Origin of the sequence: Acuticoccus sp. I52.16.1 (assembly GCF_022865125.1) — a bacterium.
Taxonomy (GTDB): domain Bacteria; phylum Pseudomonadota; class Alphaproteobacteria; order Rhizobiales; family Amorphaceae; genus Acuticoccus.
In genome coordinates this window covers 2,191,724-2,214,375 of the sequence record NZ_CP094828.1, presented here as the reverse complement: position 1 = coordinate 2,214,375, position 22,652 = coordinate 2,191,724, and the positions used below count along the sequence as shown (strand labels likewise).

Here is a 22,652-nt window from a genome sequence, read left to right as displayed (position 1 = left end):
CGGCGGCCAATCCAACGCTGTTACTGCTCCAGCCAGAAGTCGACGAAGCTGGTGTAGACGCCGAGCGGGCCGGTTTCGCCCGGGCCGTGCAGCTTGCTGTTGTAGACCGTGACGAACTCCATCTCGTGCATGAAGGCGATCGGCGAAGCCTCGACGATCAGCTTCTGGAACTCGGCGTAGAGCTCGGCGCGCTTGGCGGGGTCGGACTCGACGGACGCCTTGTCCATCAGCTCGTCGGTCTCCGGGGTCGACCAGCCCATGGCGTTCACGAACACCGTACCCTGGCGGATCTGGTTGGAGTGGAACTGGCGATGCACGCCGAGAACCGGGTCCGGCAGACCGTACAGGAAGTTGGACGAGAACTCGTAGTCGTAGTCGGTGTAGAGGCGCTTCAGCCAGGTGGGCACGTCCTCGACCCGCAGGTCGACCTCGATGTCGAGCTCGCCGAGTGCCTGCTTCACGTACTCGCCGAGACGGTTCCACTCCTCGCCATAGGGGATGGAGTCGAAGGTCACGGAGAAGCGCGGGCCGCCGTCGGCCGGGTAGCCAGCCTCGTCGAGCAACGCGGCCGCCTTTTCCATGCGGTCGTCGACCGTGAAGTCGATGACGTCGTCGGTGTAGAGGCCGGTGGGCTCGAAGAGAGAGGAGATCGGGCCGGTGGCGGGCTTACCGAAGCCGAACCAGATGTTGTCGATGATGAACTGACGGTCCAGCGCGTACGAGATCGCCTGCCGCACCTTCGGATCGTCGAAGGGCTTCGCGGCGGTGTTGAACTGGATCTGCATCAGCGGCGCGATGTAGCCGTAGCCGTTCGTCGTCACGCTGATGTAGGGCAGCGCCTCCATCCGCTCGACGTCGAAGTAGGGCACGGCGCCGAACGCGGCGTACTGGATCTCTTCGCTCTCCATCGCGGCGGTGCGGGTGGCCGCGTCACCGATGAAGCGCACCACGAGGCGGTCGAGGTAGGGCTTGCCCTCCTGCCAGTAGTCCTCGTTCTTGTCGAGGCGGACGTACTGGCCCTTGCGCCACTCGGTGAACTTGAACGGGCCGGTGCCGATCGGCTTGTTGGCCGTCTCGTTCTCGCGCGGGTCGCCACCCTCGAAGATGTGCTTGGCGACGATCGGGCTCTCGTAGCCGTTCAGCGAGACCAGAAGGTAGGGCGCCGGCTCGGAGAGGTGGAAGACCGCGGTCATCTCGTCCGGCGTGTCGACCGACTCGACGACGTTCAGCGTCGAACCGCCGCGCGGGTGGATCTCGCGCAGGACGTCCATGATGCCGAACTGCACGTCGGCCGAGGTGAACGGCTCACCGTCGTGCCAGGTGACGCCTTCCTGGAGATGGAAGGTGATGGTGAGGCCGTCTTCGCTGACCTCCCAGGACTTGGCGAGGCCGGGCTCGATCTCGAAATCGTCCCCGACCGTGATCAGGCCCTCATAGACCTTCGCCGCGACCTGGCCGATCGGGCCGGAGGTCGACAGGTAGGGGGCGAGGTTGGGCGGCTCCGGCTGGACGACCATCACCATGGTTCCGCCGCTCTCCTGAGCGACGACAGGTGTCGCCACCAGGCCGACGGCAACGCCGACAGCGGCCAGCATAGTCTTGAAAGACGACATAGGCTCCCCGTTCGATTGAAGTCGATTCCAAGCGGCTGCCTCAGCGCCGTGAGACATCAGCGCTCGTTCACGCGATTCTTATCCGCTTTCGTTTTGATCACGAATGGTCAGGAGGGGGGCAGGGTGCACAAATTTTAACAGAATCGCTAGGCAACGCGTCTAAACATTAAACACCCGCCGACTCTCGCGCTTTCGTCGGCCCATCAACCCTTATGGCGCGAGTGTGACCCCGTCTGCCGCAAAGAGGTGCACCTTCGCATCGTCTGCACGCAAACAGATCACCTCTCCTTCGCGCCGCACGGGGTCGCCGGCGACGCGCACCACCGTGACCGCGCCGCCCGCCTCGCGCACGTGGACGAGGTGGCTTTCGCCGAGCGCCTCGATCAGTTCCACGGTGCCCTGGAACGGTCCCTCGCCGGGGGCGACGACGGCGATGTCTTCCGGCCGGATTCCGACGGTCAGCATCTCGCCGGCGGCGGCATCGACGCGCCGCGGCAGCGTGAGGGTGACGCCCTCACCCGTGAGGCGGACGCTGCCCGGCGCGGCCTCGACCACCGCCATCGCGCGCAGGTTCATCGTCGGGGCGCCGAGGAAGGTGGCGACGAAGAGATTGGCCGGACGGCGGTAGAGATCGAGCGGGGCGCCGGCCTGTTCGACCCGCCCACGGTTGAGGACGACGATGCGATCGGCCAGGGTCATCGCCTCCACCTGATCGTGGGTGACATAGATCATCGTCGCGTCGAGACGCCGGTGCAGCCGCTGGATCTCCAGCCGGGTCTGGGCCCGCAGTCCGGCGTCGAGGTTGGAGAGCGGCTCGTCGAGCAGGAAGAGCTCGGGGTCGCGCACGATCGCCCGGCCGATGGCGACGCGCTGGCGCTGCCCGCCGGAGAGTTCACGCGGCAGGCGCCCCAAGAGCGGTGTCAGCTCCAGCGCCTCGGCCGCCTCCTCGACCCGCCGCCGCACGCCCGCGCGACCCAGCCCCGACCGGCGCAGACCGAACGCCATGTTCTTGAACACCGTCATGTGCGGGTAGAGTGCGTAGGTCTGGAACACCATCGCGACACCGCGCTGCACCGGCGGCAAGGCGTTCACCCGTGCACCGTCGATCAGGATGTCGCCGTCGGTCGCATCGTCGAGCCCGGCGATCAGGCGCAGGAGGGTGGACTTGCCGCAGCCCGAGGGGCCGACGAAGACTACGAACTCGCCGTCCGCGATGTCGAGGTCGATGTCGTGCAGCACCTCGACGTCGCGGTACGCCTTGCAGATGCCGCGCAGCGCCAGCGTCACCATCGCGCGTCCTCCAAGCGGCTCATCCCTTCACCGCCCCGGCGGCCAACCCGCCGACGATCTTGCGCTGGAACACCAGGACGAGGGCGATCAGCGGCACCGTGACGATCACCGACGCGGCCATGATGCTCCCCCACGGCAACTCGTAGGCGCTGCTGCCGCTCAGCAGCGCGATGGCGACGGGCACCGTTCGCACGTCGTTGGAGAGGGTGAAGGTGAGCGCGAACAGGAACTCGTTCCACGCGACGATGAAGGAGAGGAGCCCCGTCGTCACCATCGCCGGCCACAGGAGCGGCAGGAAGATCCGCACGATGACCTCCAGCGGCGTCGCCCCGTCGACGTAGGCGGCCTCCTCCAGCTCGGTCGGAAGCTGGCGCATGAAGGTCGTCAGGACCCACACGGTGAAGGGTAGCGTGAGGATGAGGTTGGCGAGAACGAGGCTGCCGAGCGCGTTGTAGAGCCCCAGCCAGCGCACCAGCTCGAACATGCCCGATAGCACCGCCACCTGCGGAAACATCGACACGGCGAGGATGGTCATGAGCAGCAGCCCGCGCCCCCGGAACCGGATGCGCGCCAGGGCGAACGCCGCCGTCACGCCGAGCGCCAGCGAGATGGCGACTACCGCCCCCGCCACCACGACCGAGTTGAGGATGTTGCGGCCGAACGGTTGGTCGCGGAACACGGCGCGGTAGTTTTCGAGCGTCGCCTGCGGCAGCACGTGCACCGCGAAGAGCTGCGACGGCGGCGTGAAGCTCGACACCACGGCGTAGTAGAAGGGAAAGAGCGACACCGCCACGATGAGCCCGACCAGCGCCGCGAAGGCGACCTTGCCGGACAGACGCCACCCCTTCACGCCCGCTCTCCCGAAAGGTCGACGCGGCCCACGACGATGTAGGCGATGGTGAGCAGCGCGATGATGAAGAAGAGCAGCGTCGCCGCCGCGGACCCGTAGCCGACGTCCTGGAAGTCGACCAGTTGCTGGCGCGCATAGACCGACATCGACATCGTGCCCTCGGCGTTGGAGGTGAGGACGTAGATGAGGTCGAACACCCGCATCGCGTCGAGCCCGCGGAAGATCACGGCCACGGCGATCGCCGGGTAGATCAGCGGCAGCGTGACGCGAAAGAAGACCGTCACCGGGGAGATGCCGTCGACCCGCGCCGCCTCGTAGCAGTCGCGCGGCAGCATCTGCAGCGCGGCGAGGATGAGGAGCGCCATGAACGGCGTCGCCTTCCACACGTCCACCATGACGACGGCGAGCATCGCGGTGTCGGGATCGGCGGTCCAGGCGACGGGCGCGGCGATCAGACCGAGGCCCATCAGCATCGCGTTGATGACGCCGAACTGATCGTTCAGCATCCAGGCCCACATCTGCGCCGAGACGATCGTCGGGATCGCCCACGGGATGAGCACGATGGCCCGCACCGCGCCCCGGCCGGGAAAAGGCACGTCGAGCGTCAGCGCGACGACGAGGCCGAACACCAGCTCCAGACTGACCGAGATCAGCGTGAAGCGCACCGTGTTGCCCACGGCGTTCCACCATGTCGGATCCGTGAGCAGACCGCCCCAGCTGGGGTTGTAGAAGTTCTCCAGGCCGATGAAGGCCGCCTCGTCCATCGACGAGAGCGTCGCGTCGGTGAAGGCAAAGGCCATTGTTCGCAGCAACGGCCAAAGCGCGACGCCGGCGAGCACCACCAGCATCGGCGCCAGGAGCAGCGCGGCGGAGCGCACCTTGGCGCGGGTCAGCTCGCCGCGGCGGGCCGGGCGGCGAGGGGCTTGGCCGATGGCCGGGCGCGGCAGCATCCAGGCGCCGGGCCTACCAGCCGCGGCGCTTGATCCGGTTCAACTCGCCGTCCAGCTCCGACAGCGCCTCAGCCGGCGCCATCTCGCCCGACAGCACCGTGTGGACGGCGTTGAACACGGCGTTGGAGACCCGATTGTACTTGTCTTTCGTCTGCGACGAGGGCCGGGCGACGGCGGCGGAAAAGGTCTCGTATATCGCGTCCAGATAGGGCAGGCGCGCGCGCACCTGCTCGTCCTCGTAGAGTGCCGGGATCGTCGGGATGAAGCCGCCCTCGGTGGCGCGCCGCTGCTGCACCACGCGCGAGGTGAGGTAGCGCACCAGGTTGATCGCGATGTCCGGGTTCCGGGAATAGCGCGACACGGCCAGAAGCTGCCCGCCGAGGGTGCCGGTGTGGCTGCCGTCCGCCCCGCCCCGCGGCAGCGCCGTCACGTCGACCCGGCCGTTCACCATGCTGGCGGGTGAGTTGGCCAGTGCGTAGGCATAGGGCCAGTTGCGCATGAAAACGGCGTTGCCGCTCTGGAACAGGCTGCGGGACTCTTCCTCGGAGTAGTTCAGCACCCCGGTCGGCGTGATGGTGCCGATCCAGCCCGCGGCCGTCTCCAGCGCCGCCACCGCCTGCGGGTTGTCGGCCGTGACCTCGCCGTTCCCATCGACGAAGGTGCCGCCGCCGAAGCTGTCGACCCATTCCAGAGCGTTGCAGGTGAGCCCCTCGTAGGCGCGGCCTTGGAAGACGTAGCCCCACATCTCGTCCTGCCCGGCGGCGCGCTCGCCATCCATCACGGTGGTGGCGACCTCGGTCAGCTCGGCCCAGGTGGCGGGGGGCGCGGCGCCGTATTTCTCCAGCAGGTCGGCGCGATAGTAGAGGAGCCCCGCATCGGCGAACCAGGGTATCGCCTTCAACTCGCCGTCGACAACGCTGCTCTCGATCAGCGCCGGGAAGTGCGCCTTTTCCGAGCCCAGCAGCTTGGGCCGCAGGTCGACGAAGTGCTCGCCCAGCAACCCCGGCCAGATCACGTCGATCTGATAGACGTCGATGTCGTCGCCGCCGGCGGAGAGGATCTGCTGGTAGAGCGCCAGTCGTTCGGTCGCCGAGTTCGGGGTGGAGACGATCTCGACGGTGTGGCCGGTTTCCCGGGCCCACTGGTTCGCCGTCTCGGTGCACAGGCGCAGCTCGATGCCGAGGGCGCTGCATGCGAGGGAGAGGGTCGCCGCTTCGGCATGCGGTGGCGTCGCGACCCCCGCGAGGCCGGCCCAGGCGATACCGAGCGCAACAGCTGACGTCCGTCGCATAGTGCCAATCCCCCTCGATATCGCGGCATCATCGGCCTTGTCCTGGAGTCGATGAGTTGTCGCATGACGTCAACCACTGGGTTGCAGTTTCTGCCCGTAGCGTTGGCATGCAATTCGTGCATCCGCCGCGCGCCCGCCGCAGAAGAGCCGCGAATCTCGACGGTTTCTCTGGACGGATGCTGATCGCCGCGGTCAATCTCCGCAGAGGTGAATTCGGCGCGACGCCGGGCCACGACCAAAGTGGCATGCCAAATGCACGAGTGCCGAGTGATCCCGCCCCCGGGCGACGCTAAACCGAATGAGGAGAGCACGATGAAACTGAGCGGAACGCGCAAAATCGCAGCCGCGCTGGGCCTCGCTGCCCTGACGGCCGCCGGACCGGCCAGCGCCGCGACCACCTGGCTGATGGCCTCGGGGTATCCGGAGGACAACTTCCACACCAAGAACATCCGCATGTTCATCGAGGAAGTGGAGGAGAAGAGCGGCGGCGAGCTGACCATCGACCTGCAGCCGAACGACTCGCTCATCAAGCTCGATTCCATCAAGCGCGCGATCCAGTCCGGCCAGATCCCCATCGGCGAACTGCGCCTGGGCGTCTATGGCAACGAGGATCCGATGTACATCCTCGCCGGCCTGCCCTTCGTCGCCCCGACCTACGCGACGGCGTGGGACCTGAAGGACGCGCAGAAGCCCTACTTCGACAAGCTGTTCGGCGATGCGGGCATGAAGGTGCTCTACTATACGCCGTGGCCGGGCCAGGGCTTCTATACGAAGTTCCCGATCGAGGAGGCGAGCGACCTCGAGGGCGTGAAGCTGCGCATCTACTCGACGTCGACGCAGGAGATGGGTGAACTCCTCGGCTTCCAGGCAACGATCCTGCCGTTCGCCGAGATCCCGCAGGCCTTCTCCACCGGCCTGATCGAGGCGCTGTTCACCAGCCCGCAGACCGGCATCGACATCCAGGCCTGGGACAACACCGACCACTTCACCGACGCCGGCGCGATCTACACCAAGAACGCCGTCGTCGTCTCCAGCGCCGCGTTCGACGCCCTCGACGAGGCCACGCAGAAGGTCGTCCTCGACGCCGCCGTCGCCGCCGAGAAGCGGGGCTGGGAGATGTCCGAAGCGACCAACAAGGAGCAGCAGGGCATCCTGGCCGACAACGGCATGACCGTGAGCCAGGCACCCGACTGGCTGATCGAGAAGATGAAGACGATCGGCGGCAAGATGCTCGTCACCTGGAAGGAGAGCGCAAGCCCCGAGGCGATCGAGGCCGTCACCCCCTACTTCCAGGCGCAGGGCCTGGAGTAGTCCATGGCTGACAGCGGCCGAAGCGGACCCCTGCGCCAATCGCTGGACGGGGTCTATCTCGTGAGCGGCGTTCTCGCCGGTCTGTTTCTCATGGGGATCGCGCTCAGTATCATCGCGCAGATCATCGGCCGCTTTGCCGGCGTGACCATCGACGGGACGGAGTTGGCCGGCTTCTGCATGGCCGCCTCCACCTTCCTGGGCCTCGCCTATACGCTCAAAGCCGGCACCCACGTGCGCGTCACCCTGGCGACGCGCGCGCTGCCGGCGGTCCTGAAGCGGGGGGTCGAGGTGGTGTGCTGCCTCATCGGCCTCGCCGCCTCGGCCTACTTCACGTACTTCGCCATCAAGCTGGTGCTTCAGTCGTACCAATTCGGCGACGTCTCTCCCGGGCTGATCGCGGCGCCGTTCTGGATCCCGCAGCTCGGCATGGCGACCGGCGGCACCTTGCTGGCGATCGCCTTCGTGGACGAGCTGATCATCGTGCTCCAGGGCGGAACGCCCGGGTACCAGACCGAAGAGGGCGTGCTCGCGGGTGAACCCGTCGAGAGTGTCGTCCCCGATGCCGGCGTGCCGGCCAACGCGGAGCGTTCCATCTGATGGCTGCCGGCGTCGTTTCCATCGTCCTCCTGGCCGTCATGCTGATCCTGCTGGCGGGCGGCGTCTGGATCGCCGTCTCGCTCGGCATCGTCGGCTGGGTGGCGCTGGAGTTCTTCACCCCGGCCCCGGCCGGTTCGCTCCTCGCCTCCACCGTCTGGGATTCGTCCTGGAACTGGGCGCTCACCGCGCTGCCGCTGTTCGTGTGGATGGGCGAGATCCTGTTCCGCACCCGCCTCAGCCAGGACATGTTCATGGGCCTTTCGGCCTGGCTCTCCTGGCTGCCGGGGCGGCTGGTCCACGTCAACATCGTCGGCTGCGGCATCATGGCGGCGGTGGCCGGCTCTTCCGCCGTCACCTGCGCCACCGTCGGCCGTATCTCGCTGCCGGAGCTGAAATCCCGCGGCTACGACGAGCGGATGATCCTCGGCACCCTCGCCGGATCGGGCACCCTGGGGCTCCTGATCCCGCCGTCGATCATGCTGATCGTCTACGGCGTCATCTCGCAGCAATCGATCTCGCGCCTCTTCATGGCGGGCGTGCTGCCGGGCCTCCTCCTGATCGGCCTCTTCATGGCCTACGTCATGATCTGGTCGTGGATCCGCCCCGAGCTGACCCCCGCCGACACCGATAAGCTTCCCTTGCGCGAAAAGCTGTGGCGCTCGCGCTTCCTCATTCCGGTGATGCTCCTCATCTTCGCCGTGCTCGGCTCGATCTACGGCGGCTACGCCACACCGACGGAGGCTGCCACCGTCGGCGTCATCGGCGCGCTGATCCTCGCCGCATTTTCCCGCAGCCTCACTCCGGCGACGTTCATGGACACGCTGCTCGGCGCGGTGCGCACCTCCTGCATGATCACTTTCATCCTGGTGACGGCGGCGTTCCTTTCGATGGCGATGGGCTTTACGGGGATCCCGCGCCAGCTTGCCGGGTGGGTGGATTCGCTGCAGCTTTCGCCCTACGCGCTGCTCTTCGTGCTGGGCGTCTTCTACATCATCCTCGGCTGCTTCCTGGACGGGGTGTCGATGCTGGTGCTGACCGCCACCGTGGTGCTGCCGATGGTCAAGGCCGCCGGGATCGACCTCCTGTGGTTCGGCATCTTCTGCGTGATCGTCGTCGAAGCGGCGCAGATCACCCCGCCGGTGGGCTTCAACCTCTTCGTGCTGCAAGGCATGAGCGGGCGGGACATATGGCACATCACCAAGGCTGCGGCCCCGTTCTTCTTCCTGATGATGCTGGGGCTCGTCATCATCACCCTGGTGCCGGGCATCGTCACGATCCTGCCGCAGACGATGATGCGCTGAGGGACCCGTGCGGCTGCTCTTCCTCAACCCGAACACCTCGGTCAGCCTCACCGAGCGCATGACCGAGGCGGTCCGCCCCTACCTCGCGCCGACGACGGAGCTGGTGCCCGTTACCGCGGCGCGGGGCTTCCCCTACATCTCGTCGCGCGCCGAGGCGGACGTTTCGGCCTCCATCGTCCTGGAGATGATCGCCGAGCACGAGGGCGCGGTCGACGCGGTGGTCGTCGCCGCGTTCGGCGACCCCGGCCTCCTCGCGGCGCGCGAGCTGTTCGATATGCCGGTCGTCGGCGTCGCGGAGGCCGCGATCCTGACCGCATGCGCCGTGGGCGACCGGTTCGGCATCGTCACGTTCTCGCAGGTGATGTCGACCTGGTACGTCGATGCGGTGACGCGGGCGCGGCTGGAGGCCCGGTTCACCGGGGTGCGCGTCGCCTCGCAAGGCATCCCCGCGGGCGTCGACACCGTGCAGGATACACTCGGCGACCGCCTGGTCGAGCTGGTCGACGAGGCCGCGACGATCGACAAGGCGGACGCCGTCATCATCGGCGGCGCGCCGCTCTCCGGTTTCGCGGTGACGGTCGAGGATCGCGTGGCGGTACCGGTGATCGACCCCGCCGTCGCCGGTGTGCTCCAGGCGGAGATGCTGGTGCGCCTGAGTCTGCCGGCACCCACCAAGGGTTCTTACGCGCGCCCGCCGGGAAAGCCGTCGATCGGCCTCGCTCCTGCGCTCGCACGCCGCATGGGCGGCCCGGTCGACCGCCCCGCCTGAGACGTCGCCCGCGAGGCGGCCGCTCTCTACGACGCCTTGCGGCTGGCGCCGTCGTCGTTGGCGTGACGCAGGCTGCGCAGGAAGCCGGCCACTGCGCCGGCGACGCCCGTGCTGCGCCCCCGCAGCGACGACGACGCCGACCACAGCCCGTCGACCGCCTCGCTCGTCTCCTCGGAGCTGTGCTTCAGCCGGCTCATGTTGTCGCCGATGAGCTTGGAGGACGACGAGGCGTTGGAGATGCTCTTGGCGATCTCCTGAATGGCCTCCACCTGCTGGTCCAGCGCACTCGCCATCGCGTCGGTGTTCTCCGACACGTGGCTGATGATCTCGACGATGCCCTTGATCGCGCCGACGCTCTGATCGGTCTCCGTCTGGATGGCGCGAATCTGCGTCTCGATGTCGGCGGTCGCCTGGGCCGTCTGCTCGGCGAGGCCCTTCACCTCCTGCGCGACGATGGTGAAGCCCTTGCCCGCCTCGCCGGCACGCGCCGCCTCAATGGTCGCGTTGAGGGCCAGAAGGTTCGTCTGTTCGGCGATAGAGTTGATGAGCTGCGTCACCTCGCCGATGCTGCGGCTCTTCTCCACCAGCGCGTTGACCGAGGTGGTCGCCCCCTCCGCGGCGGTGACGGCCTCGCGCGTGGTGTTGGCCGCCCCGTCGACCTGGCGGCTGATCTCCTGCGCGCTGGAGCTCAGCTCCTCGGCCGCGGTCGCCACCGTCTCGACGCTGGTCTGCCCCTCCTCGCACGCTTCGTAGGTCTCGTTCGCCATCGTGCGCATGCGCTCGGCGAGGTCGCGCAATAGGTTGATGCGCTCAACCATGGAGCCGACCTCCGTGTCCATGCCGCCCACCTCGCTGGACACCTTGGCGTCCAGCGCGTCGGCCATCTGGCGCATCTCGTCGGCCCGCTCGCCCTGCCGGACCTGCTCGTCGCGATCGCGCGCGTCCTGCATCTCGCGCCGTTCGATCACGCCCTGGCGCAGCGCACCGACGGCGCGGGCGATCTTGCCGATGGCGTCGGCGCGGTTCTGGTAATCCGGCTCGTCGACGATCTCGTTGTTGGCGAGGCGCTCCACCGTGTCGGCGATGCGGGACGCGGGGCGGGACAATTCGCGCGCCATCAGCCAGCAGGCGAAGGCGACCACCAGCATGGCGACGACGGTGATCCCCCCCGCCAGCCACTTGAGCTGCGCGAACTGCGCGTCGACACGAACCTTGTAGATGCCGGTGCCGACGAAGTAGCCCCACGGCTCGATCGGGAAGGCATAGGAGAGCTTGTACTCGGGCGTGTCGGATCCGGCGGGCTCCCACCAGTAGTCCGCCCGGCCGCCGCCGTCGCGCGCGGCGGCGGCGAGGCGCTGCACCACCTTGTTGCCGTGCGGATCGGTGAGATCCCACAGGTTCTTGCCGTCCAGCTCGGGCTTGGCGGGGTGGACGATCGTGCGACCGTCCATGTCGAAGACGAAGAGATATTCCTTGTCGTTGTCATACCACATCGCCCGGATGGCGTTGCGGAACTGCTCCTTGGCGGCGTCCTCCGTCATACGGCCGGCCTCCGCCTCGGCGGCGAGCTGGACGCCCAAGTTGCGGGCGACTTCGGCCACCGCCCGCGCCTTGTTCGCCTCCAGCTCGACGGCGTAGCGGTGCGCCTGCGGAATGATCGCCAGCGCCAGTCCGGCGAGGGCCAACACGCTGATCGCGGTGAGCAGCCAGAGCTTGGCGGCGATCGAAAGCCGATTGAGAAGCATCCCAAAATCCCAGTCTTGTTAATCACACTCGGGTGCTATCAGAGGGTCGGACACATTCGTCGCGCGGACCTTGCATCCCCGGCCGTGCAAGCCGCACAGCGCGACGTCGCCGCCCAAGGGCCGTGCGGCCGGCAGAAACGTTGAGGAGACGCAACGACCATGGATGAAAGCGGGCTTCACCAGCGGGACGCGAACTTCCGCGCACTCACGCCGCTCAACTTCCTCGCCCGGACCGCCGCCGTGTACCCGGAGCGGACCGCGATCGTGCATGGCGACCTGACGCAGACCTGGGGCGAGACCGACGTGCGGGTCCGGCGCCTCGCGGCGGGCCTGCGTGAACGCGGCATCGGCAAGGGCGACGTGGTGGCGATCCTGGCGCCCAACACGCCGGCCTTCGTGGAGGCGAGCTTTGCCGTGCCGATCGCCGGCGCCGTCATCCTGACGCTCAACACCCGGCTCGACGCCGGCACCCTGCGCTACTGCCTCGAACACTCCGAGGCGAAGATGATCCTGGTCGACGCCGAGCTTGCCGCCCGCCTCGCCGAGGCGGTGGAGGAGATGGCCGCGCCGCCGGTCATCGTGCGCATCGAGGACGTCCTCGCCAACCCGACCGACGGTCCCTACGAGTACACCTACGAGGAGATCTTCGCCGACACGCCGATGACCTACGTGCCGCCGAAGGACGAGTGGGCGTCCTTCACTCTCTCCTACACTTCCGGCACCACCGGCCGGCCCAAGGGCGTCGTCTACTCCCACCGGGGCGTGGCGATGACCGCCATCTCCAACGCGCTCGACTGGGCGATGCCGCACTTCCCCGTCTACCTGTGGACCCTGCCGATGTTCCACTGCCACGGCTGGTGCTTCCCCTTCACCATCGCGATGAAGGCCGGCGTCAACGTGTGCTGCCGGCAGGTCTCGGCCGACGCGATCCTCGACGCCTTCCAGAACCACGGCGTGACCCACTTCTGCGGCGCACCGATCGTGATGCAGATGGCGATCGACGGCGCCCACAAGCGCGGCTTCAAGGCCGACCACCCGATCCGCATGATGACCGCCGCGGCGCCGCCCCCCGCGGTGGTGATCCAGCGCATGGAGGAAGTCGGCATCGACGTCACCCACGTCTACGGCCTCACCGAGGTCTACGGCCCGTGCGTGGTCTCCGCCTGGAAGCCTGAGTGGGACGAGAAGCCGGTCGAGGAGCGGGCGCGCATCAAGGCGCGGCAGGGCGTGAACTACACGCTGCAGGAGGGACTTTCAGTCCGCCATCCGGAAACGATGGAGGAGGTCGCCTCCGACGGCGAGGCGGTCGGCGAGATCATGATGTACGGCAACATCGTCATGAAGGGGTATTTGAAGGACGAGGCGGCGACCGAGAAGGCCTTCGCCGGCGGCATGTTCCACTCCGGCGACCTCGCCGTGCGCCACCCCGACGGGTACGTCGAGATCAAGGACCGCGCCAAGGACATCATCATTTCAGGCGGCGAGAACATCTCCTCGATCGAGGTGGAGGATGCGCTCTACACCCATCCGGCCGTCGCCTCGGCGGCGGTGGTGGCGATGCCGAGCGAGAAGTGGGGCGAGACGCCATGCGCCTTCGTCGAGTTGGTCGAGGGGGCGGAGGCGACCGAGGCGGAGCTGATCGCCTGGGTGCGCGAGCGCATCGCCCACTTCAAAGCCCCCAAGAAGGTCGTGTTCGAGCCGATGCCGAAGACCTCGACCGGCAAGGTCCAGAAGTTCGCCCTGCGCCAGCGGGCCAAGGAGATCGGCCAATAGGCCGATCCGGCGCCGGCCGGCACCCGCGGGCGCCGGCCGCTGTCCCATCCGATCAGAGCTTCTCGAGCTTCTCGACCAGGATGACCTCTTTGACGTCGAGGCAGAAGTTGGCCGACGGGTCGATGTTGCCGCTGACGCGCACGCGCTGGCCGACGTCGGTCGCGTCGATGTCACCCTCGATCCCGTAGGTCTTGCCGTCCGTCGTGCGGATGACCGCGCACTCCTCGCCGGAGCCGAGGGTGCCCTCCACCGTGAGCGCCGGACCGAGCTTGTTGATGTCGATCTCCGAGCTTGCGTCGCCCCCGGTCGGGTCGGTGACCTTGCCGTCGCCGGGGTCGGACTGCGCCTGGGCCACGGTGACGGCCAGGAGCGCCGCGAGGCCGGCGCCAATCAGTGTCTTCATCATCGAGGGCATCCCTTATTCGTCACGGCCCACGCCGTATCCTTGGCCGGACGATAGTTCATCGAAAGGGCCGATGGCGAGAGGTGCAACGCTCTTGCGACGCCTCGGTGGGAACTTGGAGCCTGCCGAATGGTTATTTGAACACCATCACAACTTTGCCCCAACCTACGGTGTCACATGGACCTTCTCACTTGGGCGATCATCTTTGCCGTGATCGCGGTCATTGCCGGCTTCTTCGGCTTCTCCGGCGTCGCCGCCGGCGCAGCGTCGATCGCGCGGATCCTCTTCTTCATCTTCGTGGTCATCGCGGTGATCTTCCTGGTGCTGCTGCTCGTGGGCGGCGCGGCCGTGGCGGGGGTCGCGACGGTCGGCGCCGCCGCGCTGATCTAGCCGGGACGCGGAGCGGGCCGCACCGTCCGCTCCGCCCGACCGCCCGCCCAACCGCGGCGCGATGTGCCTTTGCCATCGTGCCGCGGAGCCCCTACCTTCGCGAGGCGAACCAACGAGTAGCCGCCTTGCTCCCCGTCGTCCACAATCCACACTACCAGGCCGTCATCCCACCGGGGCACCGTTTCCCGATGGGCAAGTTCGGCGCCGTCGCCCGCGTCCTCGCGGACCTCGGCTTCGGCCCCTTCCACGTCCCCGCGCCGGCGCCCGCGTCGTGGATCGCCCTCGCCCACGACCGCAGCTACGTCGACCAGGTGTTCTCCGCCGACGTCCCGGCCAAGGTCGCCCGCGAGATCGGCTTCCCGATGACCGACAGCGTCGCGCTCCGCGCCCGCGCGGCCTGCGCCGGCACGACGCTCACCGCCCGCCTGGCCCTGGAGCACGGCATCGCCTGCAACACCGCCGGCGGCAGCCACCATGCCCGCCGCGAGCAGGGCGCCGGCTTCTGCGTCTTCAACGACGTCGCCATCGCCATCCGCGTGCTGCAGGCGGACGGCGCCATCGCGCGCGCCTTGGTGATCGACTGCGACGTCCACCAGGGCGACGGCACGGCACACATCTTCGCGGATGATCCGAGCGTCGCCACCGTCTCGATGCACGGCGCCAACAACTACCCGGTGCGCAAGGCGGCTTCGACGCTCGACGTCCCGCTCGCCGACGGAACCGAAGACGACGCCTACCTCGCCGCGCTGGACGCGACGCTGGAGGCGACACAGGCGCTCCCGGCCGACATCGTCTTCTACAACGCCGGCGTCGACCCGCATCGCGACGACCGCCTCGGCCGCCTTGCGCTGAGCGACCGCGGCCTGGCCGAGCGCGACCGGCACGTGATCGCGGCGGCGCGGCGCCGCGGCCTGCCGCTGGTCGGCGTGCTGGGCGGCGGCTACATGCACGACGTCGAGACCCTGGCGCGGCGCCACGCCATCCTCCACCTCACCGCCCGCGAGGCGATCGGCGCGGCTCGAGCGTCCGTCTGCCATACGCCGATCGATCGGCCCTAGCGTGTGCTTCACGGACGGGATAATAGAGCGGTGATCTAGCTAGGGGCCGCCATGGACGCCTTCACCATCGCCGAGCCGCCCAAGAAACCACTGCAGCATATCCTGACATCCAGTCAGTTCGATCGGCAGTTTCTGGATTATCTCTGCCAACTCACCAATACCATTCGCCGCTTCGACAAGAGCCGCGAAGGTCTTGCGTATCTGGGATCTCTGCTCTCCCACAAGCGCGCGATGCTGTACTTCACGCAGCCCTCCACGCGTACCTTCCTCTCCTTTCACTCCGCGTGCCACATCCTCGGCGTCACCGCTTCGGAGATCCGCGATGCGGCGACGTCTTCGGAGCGCAAAGGCGAAAGTGTCGAGGACTCGCTACGCACGTTCTCGTCCTACGTGGACCTCATCATCATGCGCTCGCCCATTCCCGGCCTGTGCGATCGTACCGCCCAGCTCCTCGACGCGACACCGCGTCCGGTGCCGATCATCAATGCCGGCTCCGGTCCCGACGAGCACCCCACGCAGGCCCTCCTCGACATCTACACCCTCACCCGCTCGCTCAGGACACGCGGCGGGATCGACGGCAAAACCATCTGCATGGTCGGCGATCTGAAGCGTGGGCGCACGGTGCGCTCGCTGGCGCGGCTGCTCGCGAACTACGACGACGTCCGCATCATCTTCTCCTCTCCGCCCGCCTTCCGCATCGCCGACGACCTGCGGGCCGATCTCGCCGCCGCCGGCGTCGCATTCGAGGAGACCGCAGAATTCCTGCCCGCGATCGCCGAGGCGGACGCCGTCTACATGACGCGGATTCAGGACGAATACGACGTCGGCTCCGAGTCCGCCGCGGAGGACTACTCGCGCTACCACCTCAAGGCCGAGCACCTGTCGACGCTGCGCGACGACTGCGTGATCATGCATCCGCTGCCTCGCCGCGACGAGCTGGACCCCGCCATCGACCAGGATCCCCGCGCGAAATATTGGCGGCAGGAGCGCAACGGCATGTGGGTCCGCGCCGCGGTACTGACGATGCTCTTCCGCATCGACGATCGCATCCAGCTCCCTGAACTCTGACGGCCCCATGCGCAGGACGCACGCGGCTTTCATCGGGTTCGCGTGCCTCGCCTCGGTGCCGGCGCGCGCGCACGAGGCCACCACGGGGATCGCCGGCCTCGTCGACGGTGCGACGCAGATCGTCCTCTATCCCAACCTCGCCTTCGCCCTTGTGGTCGCTGCGGTCGCCACCAGCGCCATGCGGCGCGGCGTGGCGCTCAGCGCCGCCGTGGCGCTGGTTCTCGGCTGCGTCGCCGGCACGCTCACACCGCCGCTTCCCGCCCTGTTGTGGTTGATGCCGGCGCTGCTCGGCACCGCCGGCGCCGTTGCGGTCATCCTGATCGGCACAGCCCGCATGCCCCGGCCGCTGGCCGAGGGGCTGGCGCTCGTCCTGGGATGGGCCACGGGGCTCGCCACCGTGCCGACGCACGGAGGCCCGGCGGCGATGGTCGCCTCGGTCACGGGCACGATCGGCGCCGCCGTCCTGGCGATCGGACTCCTGGCGGGGTTGCTCGCGGTGCTGCGCCGCCTCCTGGCACCGCGCGTCGGCGATCTGGCACTCCGCGTGATCGGTGCGTGGATCCTCGCGATCACCATCATGATGCTAGCGCTCACCTTCGCGCCGCCGGCGACCACTCTCGTGCCGGATGCGCCGGTGACGGGCGACCCGGCTTAGGCTCAACTCTCGCCGAGCATCCGGCAGACGGCGTCGAGCTGGTCGAGCGACGTGTACTTGATCGTCAACGTGCCGCTCTCGTCGTCCTTGTGGTTGAGGTTCACCGCCAGCCCGAGCCGCGTCGAGAGGCGATTCACCAGCGCGCGAGTGTCGGCGTCGTCCTTCGGCTTGCGCGCCGGCATCGGCGCTTCGGCAGCCTTGGCGAGACGCGCCACCAGTTGCTCCGTCGCCCGCACCGAGAGGCCGTTGCGGATCACCTCGTCGGCCACCGCATCGGGATTCGCCGTGCCGATGAGCGCCCGTGCATGACCGGCGGTGAGCGCGCCCTCCGCCACGCTGGCGCGGATCGAGGCCGGCAGGTTCAGCAGGCGGAGCGTGTTCGCGACGTGGCTGCGGCTCTTGCCAATGATCTTCGCGAGATCCTCCTGCCGGTGCCGAAACTCCTCCATCAGCCGGTGGTAGCCCATCGCCTCTTCGATCGGATTGAGGTCCGAGCGCTGCACGTTCTCGATGATCGCCAGCTCCAGCGCCTCACCCTCGGTCGCCTCGCGCACGACGACCGGCACCTCGTGCAGCCCCGCCTTCTGCGCCGCCCGCCAGCGCCGCTCGCCGGCGATGATCATGTAGCGGCCGTCCTCGGTCGGCCGCACCAGCAGCGGCTGCATGACACCATGCTGCTTGATGGATTCGGCCAGCTCCTCCAGCGCCTCGTCGCCGAAGGTGAAGCGCGGATTCTTGTCGCTCCGGGCCAACCGGTCGATCGGGACGCGGGTCGGCGCGCGCTCCAGCGTCCCGGCGGTGCCGGCGGCGGAGGGAAGGTTCGTGTCGCCCAGCAGCGCACTGAGGCCGCGGCCGAGGCGCTTCTTGGTATCCTGCTCCATCAGGCCGCTCCCATCATGCGTTGCTCACGATCCATCAGCTCCGACACCAGCCGCAGGTACGCCTGGCTGCCGGCACACTTGATGTCATAAAGAAGCGCCGGCTTGCCGTAGGACGGGGCCTCCGACAGCCGCACGTTGCGCGGGATCGTCGTCGCGTAGACGAGATCGCCCATCGTCGAGCGGACGTCCGCCTCGACCTGGTTGGAGAGGTTGTTGCGCCCGTCGACCATGGTCAGCACGATGCCATGGATCGCCAGCTCCGGATTCACGCTCTCGCGTACTTCCGAGATCGTCCGCAGCAGCTGCGACAGCCCCTCCATGGCGAAGAACTCGCATTGCAGCGGCGCTAGTACGGCGTGTGCCGCCGTCAACGCATTGACGGTCAGCATCGTCAGCGACGGCGGGCAGTCGATCACGATGTAGCTGGGGCACACGTCGGAGCGCGACAGGGCGGCGATCGCGTCCGACAGTCGGCGCGCGCGATCGGATTGGGTCGACAGCTCGATGTCGATCGAGAGCAGATCCATCGTCGCCGGTGCCAGGGTGAGGCCGGGGATGCCGGTCTCGTGGATGGCGTCTTGCAGCGTCTTGGCCCGCGTCAACACGTCATAGGTGGTGACGTCGCGCTTGTCGGGATCGATGCCGAGGCCGGTCGAGGCGTTGCCCTGCGGGTCGAGGTCGACGAGCATCGCTGTCTGCCCGGTGGCGGCGAGTGCGGTGGCGAGGTTGATGGCGGTGGTCGTCTTGCCGACGCCGCCCTTCTGATTGGCGACCGCGATGACGCGCGGTCGTGCGGGGAGCGTCATGTCACTGTCCTCAGGCCGGTAACCCTAACAATCGCTGAATTTTCCGTGAGGCTCGGAAGGAGGCTCGCGGAAAAGTCGTGGCGGGCGTGCGCCGCGCCGGTCTCCGCGGTGGCGTCCTTGCCCTTGGGGAAGAGCCCGACCGTCGCCGCACCGAAGAAGGGCCGCGCCATGTCGATCAGCGTTTCCAACGGAGCCAGCGCCCGAGCGGAGACGATATCGGCCACGAACGGCGTCACCGCTTCGATGCGTTGGGGCAGCACGCGCACCTTCACGCCCGCCTCGGCCGCAGCTTGCAGCAGGAACGCGGACTTCTTCTTGTTCGCTTCGACCAGCGTCATGTCCGTCCCTTCGCGTGCGATGGCGACGACGATCCCGGGAAATCCTCCACCCGAACCGAGGTCGACCCAAGTGGGACCGGCCCCTTGCGCCAACGGGACGAGCTGCAGACTGTCTAGAACGTGACGTTCCCACAGCCGGTCCCGATCCGCCGCACTGACGAGGTTCGAGACGCGCCCCCAGCGCGAGCAAGCGCCCACAAACCTTTCAATTGCGTCAAAGGCGGCCGGCGTCACGCGAGAACGTACCGCCTCGCGCGCGTTTTCCTCAGTTACGTCAAGCAAGGGCGGCCCGCCGGGCGTGGGCGGCGATGAGCGCGAGCCCCGCCGGCGTCATACCGGAGATGCGCCTCGCCTCTCCGATTGTCGCCGGCCGTCGCGCCAGGAGTTTCTGCCGAAGCTCGTTCGACAGACCCGGAATCGCCACCTCCGCGAGGTCCGGCGGGATGGGGAGCCGGTCGGCCACCCGCGTCTCCTCCGCGATGCTCCGCTGGCGGTCGGTGAAGGTGCGGTAGAGCGCATCGGCCTCCAGACTGTCCCGCACGTCGCGCGGTAGCATGGCGAGTTGCGGGGCGAGGCGGTCGACGATGCCCCAACCTCCACCGGGGTGCGCCAGCAGTGCAAACCCGTCCCGCCGCCGCCCGTCACGATTGACGGCGACACCGAACGCGGCGGCCTCCGTCGGCGAGACGGCGAGCCCGCGCAGCGCCTCGGCGGCATGCGCCTTCGCCTCCACCATCGCCGCATGGTGTGCCCGCCGCGCCGGGCCGACGAGGCCGAGCGCATCGCCCCACGGGGTCAGCCGTTCGGTGGCGTTGTCGGCCCGCAGCATGAGCCGGTTCTCGGCGCGGGAGGTGAACATACGATACGGTTCATCGGCCCCGTTGCTGACGAGGTCATCCACCATCACTCCGATATACGACGTGTCCCGGTCCATCGTAACGCAGTCGCTGCCGCCGGCCAGCCGCCCGGCGTTGAGGCCCGCCAGCAGGCCCTGCCCCGCGGCCTCTTCGTAACCCGTGGTGCCGTTGATCTGCCCGGCGAGGAACAACCCCGGCAGGGCGCGCAACTCCAGGCTCGGAGCCAGCGCGCGCGCATCGATGGCGTCGTATTCGATCGCATAGCCGGGCTGGACGATTTCGGCTTTCCCGCAGCCCGCCATCGTCCGCACGAAGGCGATCTGCACATCCTGCGGGAGCGAGGTGGAGATGCCGTTGGGATAAACGAGATGGCTGGTGAGCCCCTCCGGCTCGAGGAACACCTGATGCGACGCCCGGTCCGCGAACCGCACGACCTTGTCCTCGATCGAAGGGCAATAGCGCGGGCCGACGCCGGTGATCCCGCCGCCATACATGGCCGACCGTTCCAGGTTGGCGCGAATGATGGCGTGGGTTTCGGCGTTCGTCGCGCTGACGTGGCAGGGGCGCTGCTCCAGCGCCGGACGGACACTCATGGCGCTGAGCATCACCGGCTCCGCGTCCCCTGGCTGCTCGACGAGCGCATCCCAGTCGATCGACGCGGCGGCGAGGCGCGGCGGCGTGCCGGTCTTGAGGCGCTTGAGGGGAAGCCCCAGCGCCCTGAGGCGAGTGGCGAGCGCCGTCGCCGCCGCCTCCCCCATCCGGCCGGCCGGCCAGGTCCGATCCCCGAGGTGGATGACACCGCCGAGAAATGTCCCGGTCGTCAGCACCACGGCGGCCGCCTGGATCGACCGCCCATCGGCGAGGGTCACACCGGCCACACGCCCGTCGCTCACGACGAGATCCGCCACCTCGCCCTCGATGATGCTCAGCGCGGTGATACCCGCCAGCTCCCGCTGCATGGACGCTGCGTAGGCGGCGCGGTCGATCTGCGCGCGGGGCCCCCGCACAGCCGGCCCGCGGCTGCGGTTGAGGAGCCGGTACTGGATACCGGCAAGGTCTGACACACGCCCTATGACCCCATCCAGCGCATCGACTTCGCGCACCAGATGACCCTTGCCGATGCCGCCCATCGCCGGATTGCAGGACAAGCGGCCGACGGCCTCTGCCGCAAGGGTTACCAGGGCGGTCGATGCGCCGAGCCGCGCGGATGCGGCAGCGGCCTCGCAGCCGGCATGCCCCGCACCGACGACGATCACATCATGTTTCACGTGAAACATGGACAAGCTCCAGAACAGGCGTGGGTGATACGGCGTCGCCGGGCCGGATGCTAGCCCCAATATGTTTTACCCCGGCGACGCACTGTGAGCGGCGAATGTTTCACGTGAAACACGGGGTGTTACTTGCCTATGCAGAAGCGACCGAACACATCGTCGAGCACATCCTCGATCCCGATTTCCCCGGTCATCCGCGCCATATCGTGACAGGCGAGACGAAGCGCTTCCGCTTGAAGCTCCAGCGCCGTCTCCGTCGATGCGTCCCTGAGATGACCGGTGAACGCCGTCAGCGCCGCACGTTGACGGGCCCGCGTGATCAACGCCGCCTCCGAGGGCTGCATCGCCGTGGTCACGATGCTGGCCAGCTCCGATTTGAGATGCGCGATCGACGACGGGTCATGCACCGAGGTCGCGAGAGCGGACTCCGCAGGGGGTGCGCCCGCCGCCATGTCCGCCTTGTGTGAGACGGTGAGGTCGGCCGGGATGTCCAAAGGTTGCGTGTCGGGGCTCACCACGGCGACGACGAGGTCAGCTGCCGCGATGCGGCTCCGCGTGCGCTCGATCCCGATCGCCTCGACGCCGCTCGCCCCCTCACGCAGACCCGCGGTATCCTGCAAGGTGACCCGGTAGCCGGCCAACTCGATCGTGACCGAAAGGACGTCGCGCGTGGTGCCCGCCTCGGGGGTGACGATCGCCGCGTCGCTGGAGGTCAACGCATTGAGCAGGCTCGATTTGCCGGCGTTCGGGGGACCGACGAGCACGACGTGAAACCCGTCCGTCAGCTTCTCGGCGTCAGTGCTGGCGGTGAGGACCGCGTCCACCCGGTCGCCCAGAGCGGCGCAGCGCACTGCGAGGTCGGTGAGATCGTCCGACACGTCTCCCTCGTCGGCAAAGTCCAGCCGGGCTTCGGCATCCGCCAGCAGCGCGATCACTTCGGACCGCCATTCGGCGATCAGTCGCGACAAGGCACCCTCCGCAAGACGCACCGCGCGGCGCCTCTCCGATTCGGTGCGAGCCTCGATCACATCGGCCAACGCCTCCGCGTCGGCGATCCCCATCCGCCCGTTCAACACCGCCCGCAGCGTGAACTCGCCGGGCTCGGCCATCCGCACGCCCGGCACGCGCACCGCGTCGGCCAGCACGCGCTCGACCACCGCCGGCCCGCCATGGCAATGGAATTCGACGATCTCCTCCCCCGTTGCCGTGTCCGGCGCCGGGAAGGCCAAGCACAACGCCCGGTCGACGATGGCGCCGTCCACCGGTGAGCGCAGTGTCCGCAGCACTGCGCGCCGGGGCGGCAAGGCGCCCGTGCCGAATGCTGCGGCCAGCGCCGGTGCATCGGGGCCACTGGCGCGAACAATCGCGATCGCACTGGGTGGTCGGCCGGAGGACAGCGCCACAATTGTTCCACTCAGATGCATGGAGAGTCTCG

21 protein-coding genes are annotated in these 22,652 nt (G+C 68.1%); 9 read left to right on the top strand and 12 right to left on the bottom strand.

Annotated features, from left to right (window positions below):
- Nucleotides 1–20: 20 nt before the first annotated feature.
- The 5 genes from MRB58_RS09985 to MRB58_RS09965 form a co-directional block, all read right to left on the bottom strand.
- Complete coding sequence (locus MRB58_RS09985; RefSeq protein WP_244781560.1) at nucleotides 21–1,613, bottom strand: ABC transporter substrate-binding protein; 1,593 nt, start codon at nucleotides 1,611–1,613, stop codon at nucleotides 21–23.
- 210 nt (nucleotides 1,614–1,823) lie between these two features.
- Nucleotides 1,824–2,903, bottom strand: a complete 1,080-nt coding sequence (locus MRB58_RS09980) for an ABC transporter ATP-binding protein (protein WP_244781559.1) — start codon at nucleotides 2,901–2,903, stop codon at nucleotides 1,824–1,826.
- 19 nt (nucleotides 2,904–2,922) lie between these two features.
- Nucleotides 2,923–3,753, bottom strand: coding sequence for a carbohydrate ABC transporter permease (locus MRB58_RS09975; RefSeq protein ID WP_244781558.1), 831 nt, complete (start codon nucleotides 3,751–3,753; stop codon nucleotides 2,923–2,925).
- A complete protein-coding gene (locus MRB58_RS09970) occupies nucleotides 3,750–4,703 on the bottom strand; it encodes a carbohydrate ABC transporter permease (RefSeq protein WP_371747258.1) in 954 nt (317 codons plus the stop codon). The genes MRB58_RS09975 and MRB58_RS09970 overlap by 4 nt, the downstream gene beginning before the upstream one ends.
- Nucleotides 4,704–4,716: 13 nt before the next feature.
- Nucleotides 4,717–5,994, bottom strand: coding sequence for an ABC transporter substrate-binding protein (locus MRB58_RS09965; protein ID WP_244781557.1), 1,278 nt, complete (start codon nucleotides 5,992–5,994; stop codon nucleotides 4,717–4,719).
- Nucleotides 5,995–6,306: 312 nt separating this feature from the next.
- Here MRB58_RS09965 and MRB58_RS09960 point away from each other — a divergent pair, with 312 nt between their 5' ends.
- Genes MRB58_RS09960 through MRB58_RS09945 form a run of 4 tightly spaced genes read left to right on the top strand, consistent with a single transcriptional unit; the run spans nucleotide 6,307 to nucleotide 9,972 of the window.
- Nucleotides 6,307–7,305, top strand: a complete 999-nt coding sequence (locus MRB58_RS09960; RefSeq protein ID WP_244781556.1) for a TRAP transporter substrate-binding protein — start codon at nucleotides 6,307–6,309, stop codon at nucleotides 7,303–7,305.
- A gap of 3 nt (nucleotides 7,306–7,308) precedes the next feature.
- Complete coding sequence (locus tag MRB58_RS09955) at nucleotides 7,309–7,902, top strand: TRAP transporter small permease (protein WP_244781555.1); 594 nt, start codon at nucleotides 7,309–7,311, stop codon at nucleotides 7,900–7,902.
- On the top strand, nucleotides 7,902–9,203 hold the full coding sequence (locus MRB58_RS09950; RefSeq protein ID WP_244781554.1) for a TRAP transporter large permease: 1,302 nt from the start codon (nucleotides 7,902–7,904) through the stop codon (nucleotides 9,201–9,203). Before MRB58_RS09955 ends, MRB58_RS09950 begins: the two co-directional genes overlap by 1 nt.
- Before the next feature lie 7 nt (nucleotides 9,204–9,210).
- Nucleotides 9,211–9,972 (top strand): aspartate/glutamate racemase family protein, encoded by a 762-nt coding sequence (locus MRB58_RS09945; protein WP_244781553.1) that lies wholly within the window; start codon nucleotides 9,211–9,213, stop codon nucleotides 9,970–9,972.
- Nucleotides 9,973–9,998: 26 nt separating this feature from the next.
- Here the strand turns inward: MRB58_RS09945 and MRB58_RS09940 are convergent, their stop codons facing one another.
- Nucleotides 9,999–11,717 (bottom strand): methyl-accepting chemotaxis protein, encoded by a 1,719-nt coding sequence (locus MRB58_RS09940; protein ID WP_244781552.1) that lies wholly within the window; start codon nucleotides 11,715–11,717, stop codon nucleotides 9,999–10,001.
- A gap of 159 nt (nucleotides 11,718–11,876) precedes the next feature.
- Here MRB58_RS09940 and MRB58_RS09935 point away from each other — a divergent pair, with 159 nt between their 5' ends.
- Nucleotides 11,877–13,490 (top strand): AMP-binding protein, encoded by a 1,614-nt coding sequence (locus MRB58_RS09935; protein ID WP_244781551.1) that lies wholly within the window; start codon nucleotides 11,877–11,879, stop codon nucleotides 13,488–13,490.
- A gap of 52 nt (nucleotides 13,491–13,542) precedes the next feature.
- On the opposite strand, the gene MRB58_RS09930 is transcribed toward MRB58_RS09935, so the two are convergent.
- Nucleotides 13,543–13,896, bottom strand: coding sequence for a DUF5818 domain-containing protein (locus MRB58_RS09930; protein WP_244781550.1), 354 nt, complete (start codon nucleotides 13,894–13,896; stop codon nucleotides 13,543–13,545).
- 174 nt (nucleotides 13,897–14,070) lie between these two features.
- Here MRB58_RS09930 and MRB58_RS09925 point away from each other — a divergent pair, with 174 nt between their 5' ends.
- The 4 genes from MRB58_RS09925 (at nucleotide 14,071) to MRB58_RS09910 (ending at nucleotide 17,064) form a co-directional block, all read left to right on the top strand.
- Nucleotides 14,071–14,283, top strand: coding sequence for a DUF1328 domain-containing protein (locus tag MRB58_RS09925; protein WP_244781549.1), 213 nt, complete (start codon nucleotides 14,071–14,073; stop codon nucleotides 14,281–14,283).
- Between the two features lie 125 nt (nucleotides 14,284–14,408).
- On the top strand, nucleotides 14,409–15,341 hold the full coding sequence (locus MRB58_RS09920; protein ID WP_244781548.1) for a histone deacetylase: 933 nt from the start codon (nucleotides 14,409–14,411) through the stop codon (nucleotides 15,339–15,341).
- Between the two features lie 51 nt (nucleotides 15,342–15,392).
- Nucleotides 15,393–16,409, top strand: a complete 1,017-nt coding sequence (gene pyrB, locus MRB58_RS09915) for an aspartate carbamoyltransferase (RefSeq protein ID WP_244781547.1) — start codon at nucleotides 15,393–15,395, stop codon at nucleotides 16,407–16,409.
- A 7-nt stretch (nucleotides 16,410–16,416) separates the two neighbouring features.
- Nucleotides 16,417–17,064 (top strand): hypothetical protein, encoded by a 648-nt coding sequence (locus MRB58_RS09910; RefSeq protein WP_244781546.1) that lies wholly within the window; start codon nucleotides 16,417–16,419, stop codon nucleotides 17,062–17,064.
- A 2-nt stretch (nucleotides 17,065–17,066) separates the two neighbouring features.
- Here the strand turns inward: MRB58_RS09910 and MRB58_RS09905 are convergent, their stop codons facing one another.
- The 5 genes from MRB58_RS09905 to mnmE all read right to left on the bottom strand — a co-directional run bounded on the left by MRB58_RS09905 (nucleotide 17,067) and on the right by mnmE (nucleotide 22,641).
- A complete protein-coding gene (locus tag MRB58_RS09905; RefSeq protein ID WP_371747257.1) occupies nucleotides 17,067–17,945 on the bottom strand; it encodes a ParB/RepB/Spo0J family partition protein in 879 nt (292 codons plus the stop codon).
- Nucleotides 17,945–18,751 (bottom strand): ParA family protein, encoded by an 807-nt coding sequence (locus MRB58_RS09900; protein ID WP_244781545.1) that lies wholly within the window; start codon nucleotides 18,749–18,751, stop codon nucleotides 17,945–17,947. Before MRB58_RS09900 ends, MRB58_RS09905 begins: the two co-directional genes overlap by 1 nt.
- Nucleotides 18,748–19,323: a 16S rRNA (guanine(527)-N(7))-methyltransferase RsmG gene (gene rsmG / locus MRB58_RS09895; RefSeq protein WP_256461717.1), complete on the bottom strand. Its 576-nt coding sequence runs from the start codon at nucleotides 19,321–19,323 to the stop codon at nucleotides 18,748–18,750. The genes MRB58_RS09900 and rsmG overlap by 4 nt, the downstream gene beginning before the upstream one ends.
- Nucleotides 19,324–19,363: 40 nt before the next feature.
- Entirely contained in the window at nucleotides 19,364–21,223 is a 1,860-nt protein-coding gene (mnmG, locus tag MRB58_RS09890; RefSeq protein WP_244781544.1) for a tRNA uridine-5-carboxymethylaminomethyl(34) synthesis enzyme MnmG, read from the bottom strand.
- Between the two features lie 119 nt (nucleotides 21,224–21,342).
- Nucleotides 21,343–22,641 carry a tRNA uridine-5-carboxymethylaminomethyl(34) synthesis GTPase MnmE gene (gene mnmE / locus MRB58_RS09885; protein ID WP_244781543.1) on the bottom strand — a complete coding sequence of 433 codons (1,299 nt, stop codon included), beginning with the start codon at nucleotides 22,639–22,641 and terminating at the stop codon, nucleotides 21,343–21,345.
- Nucleotides 22,642–22,652: the final 11 nt, after the last annotated feature.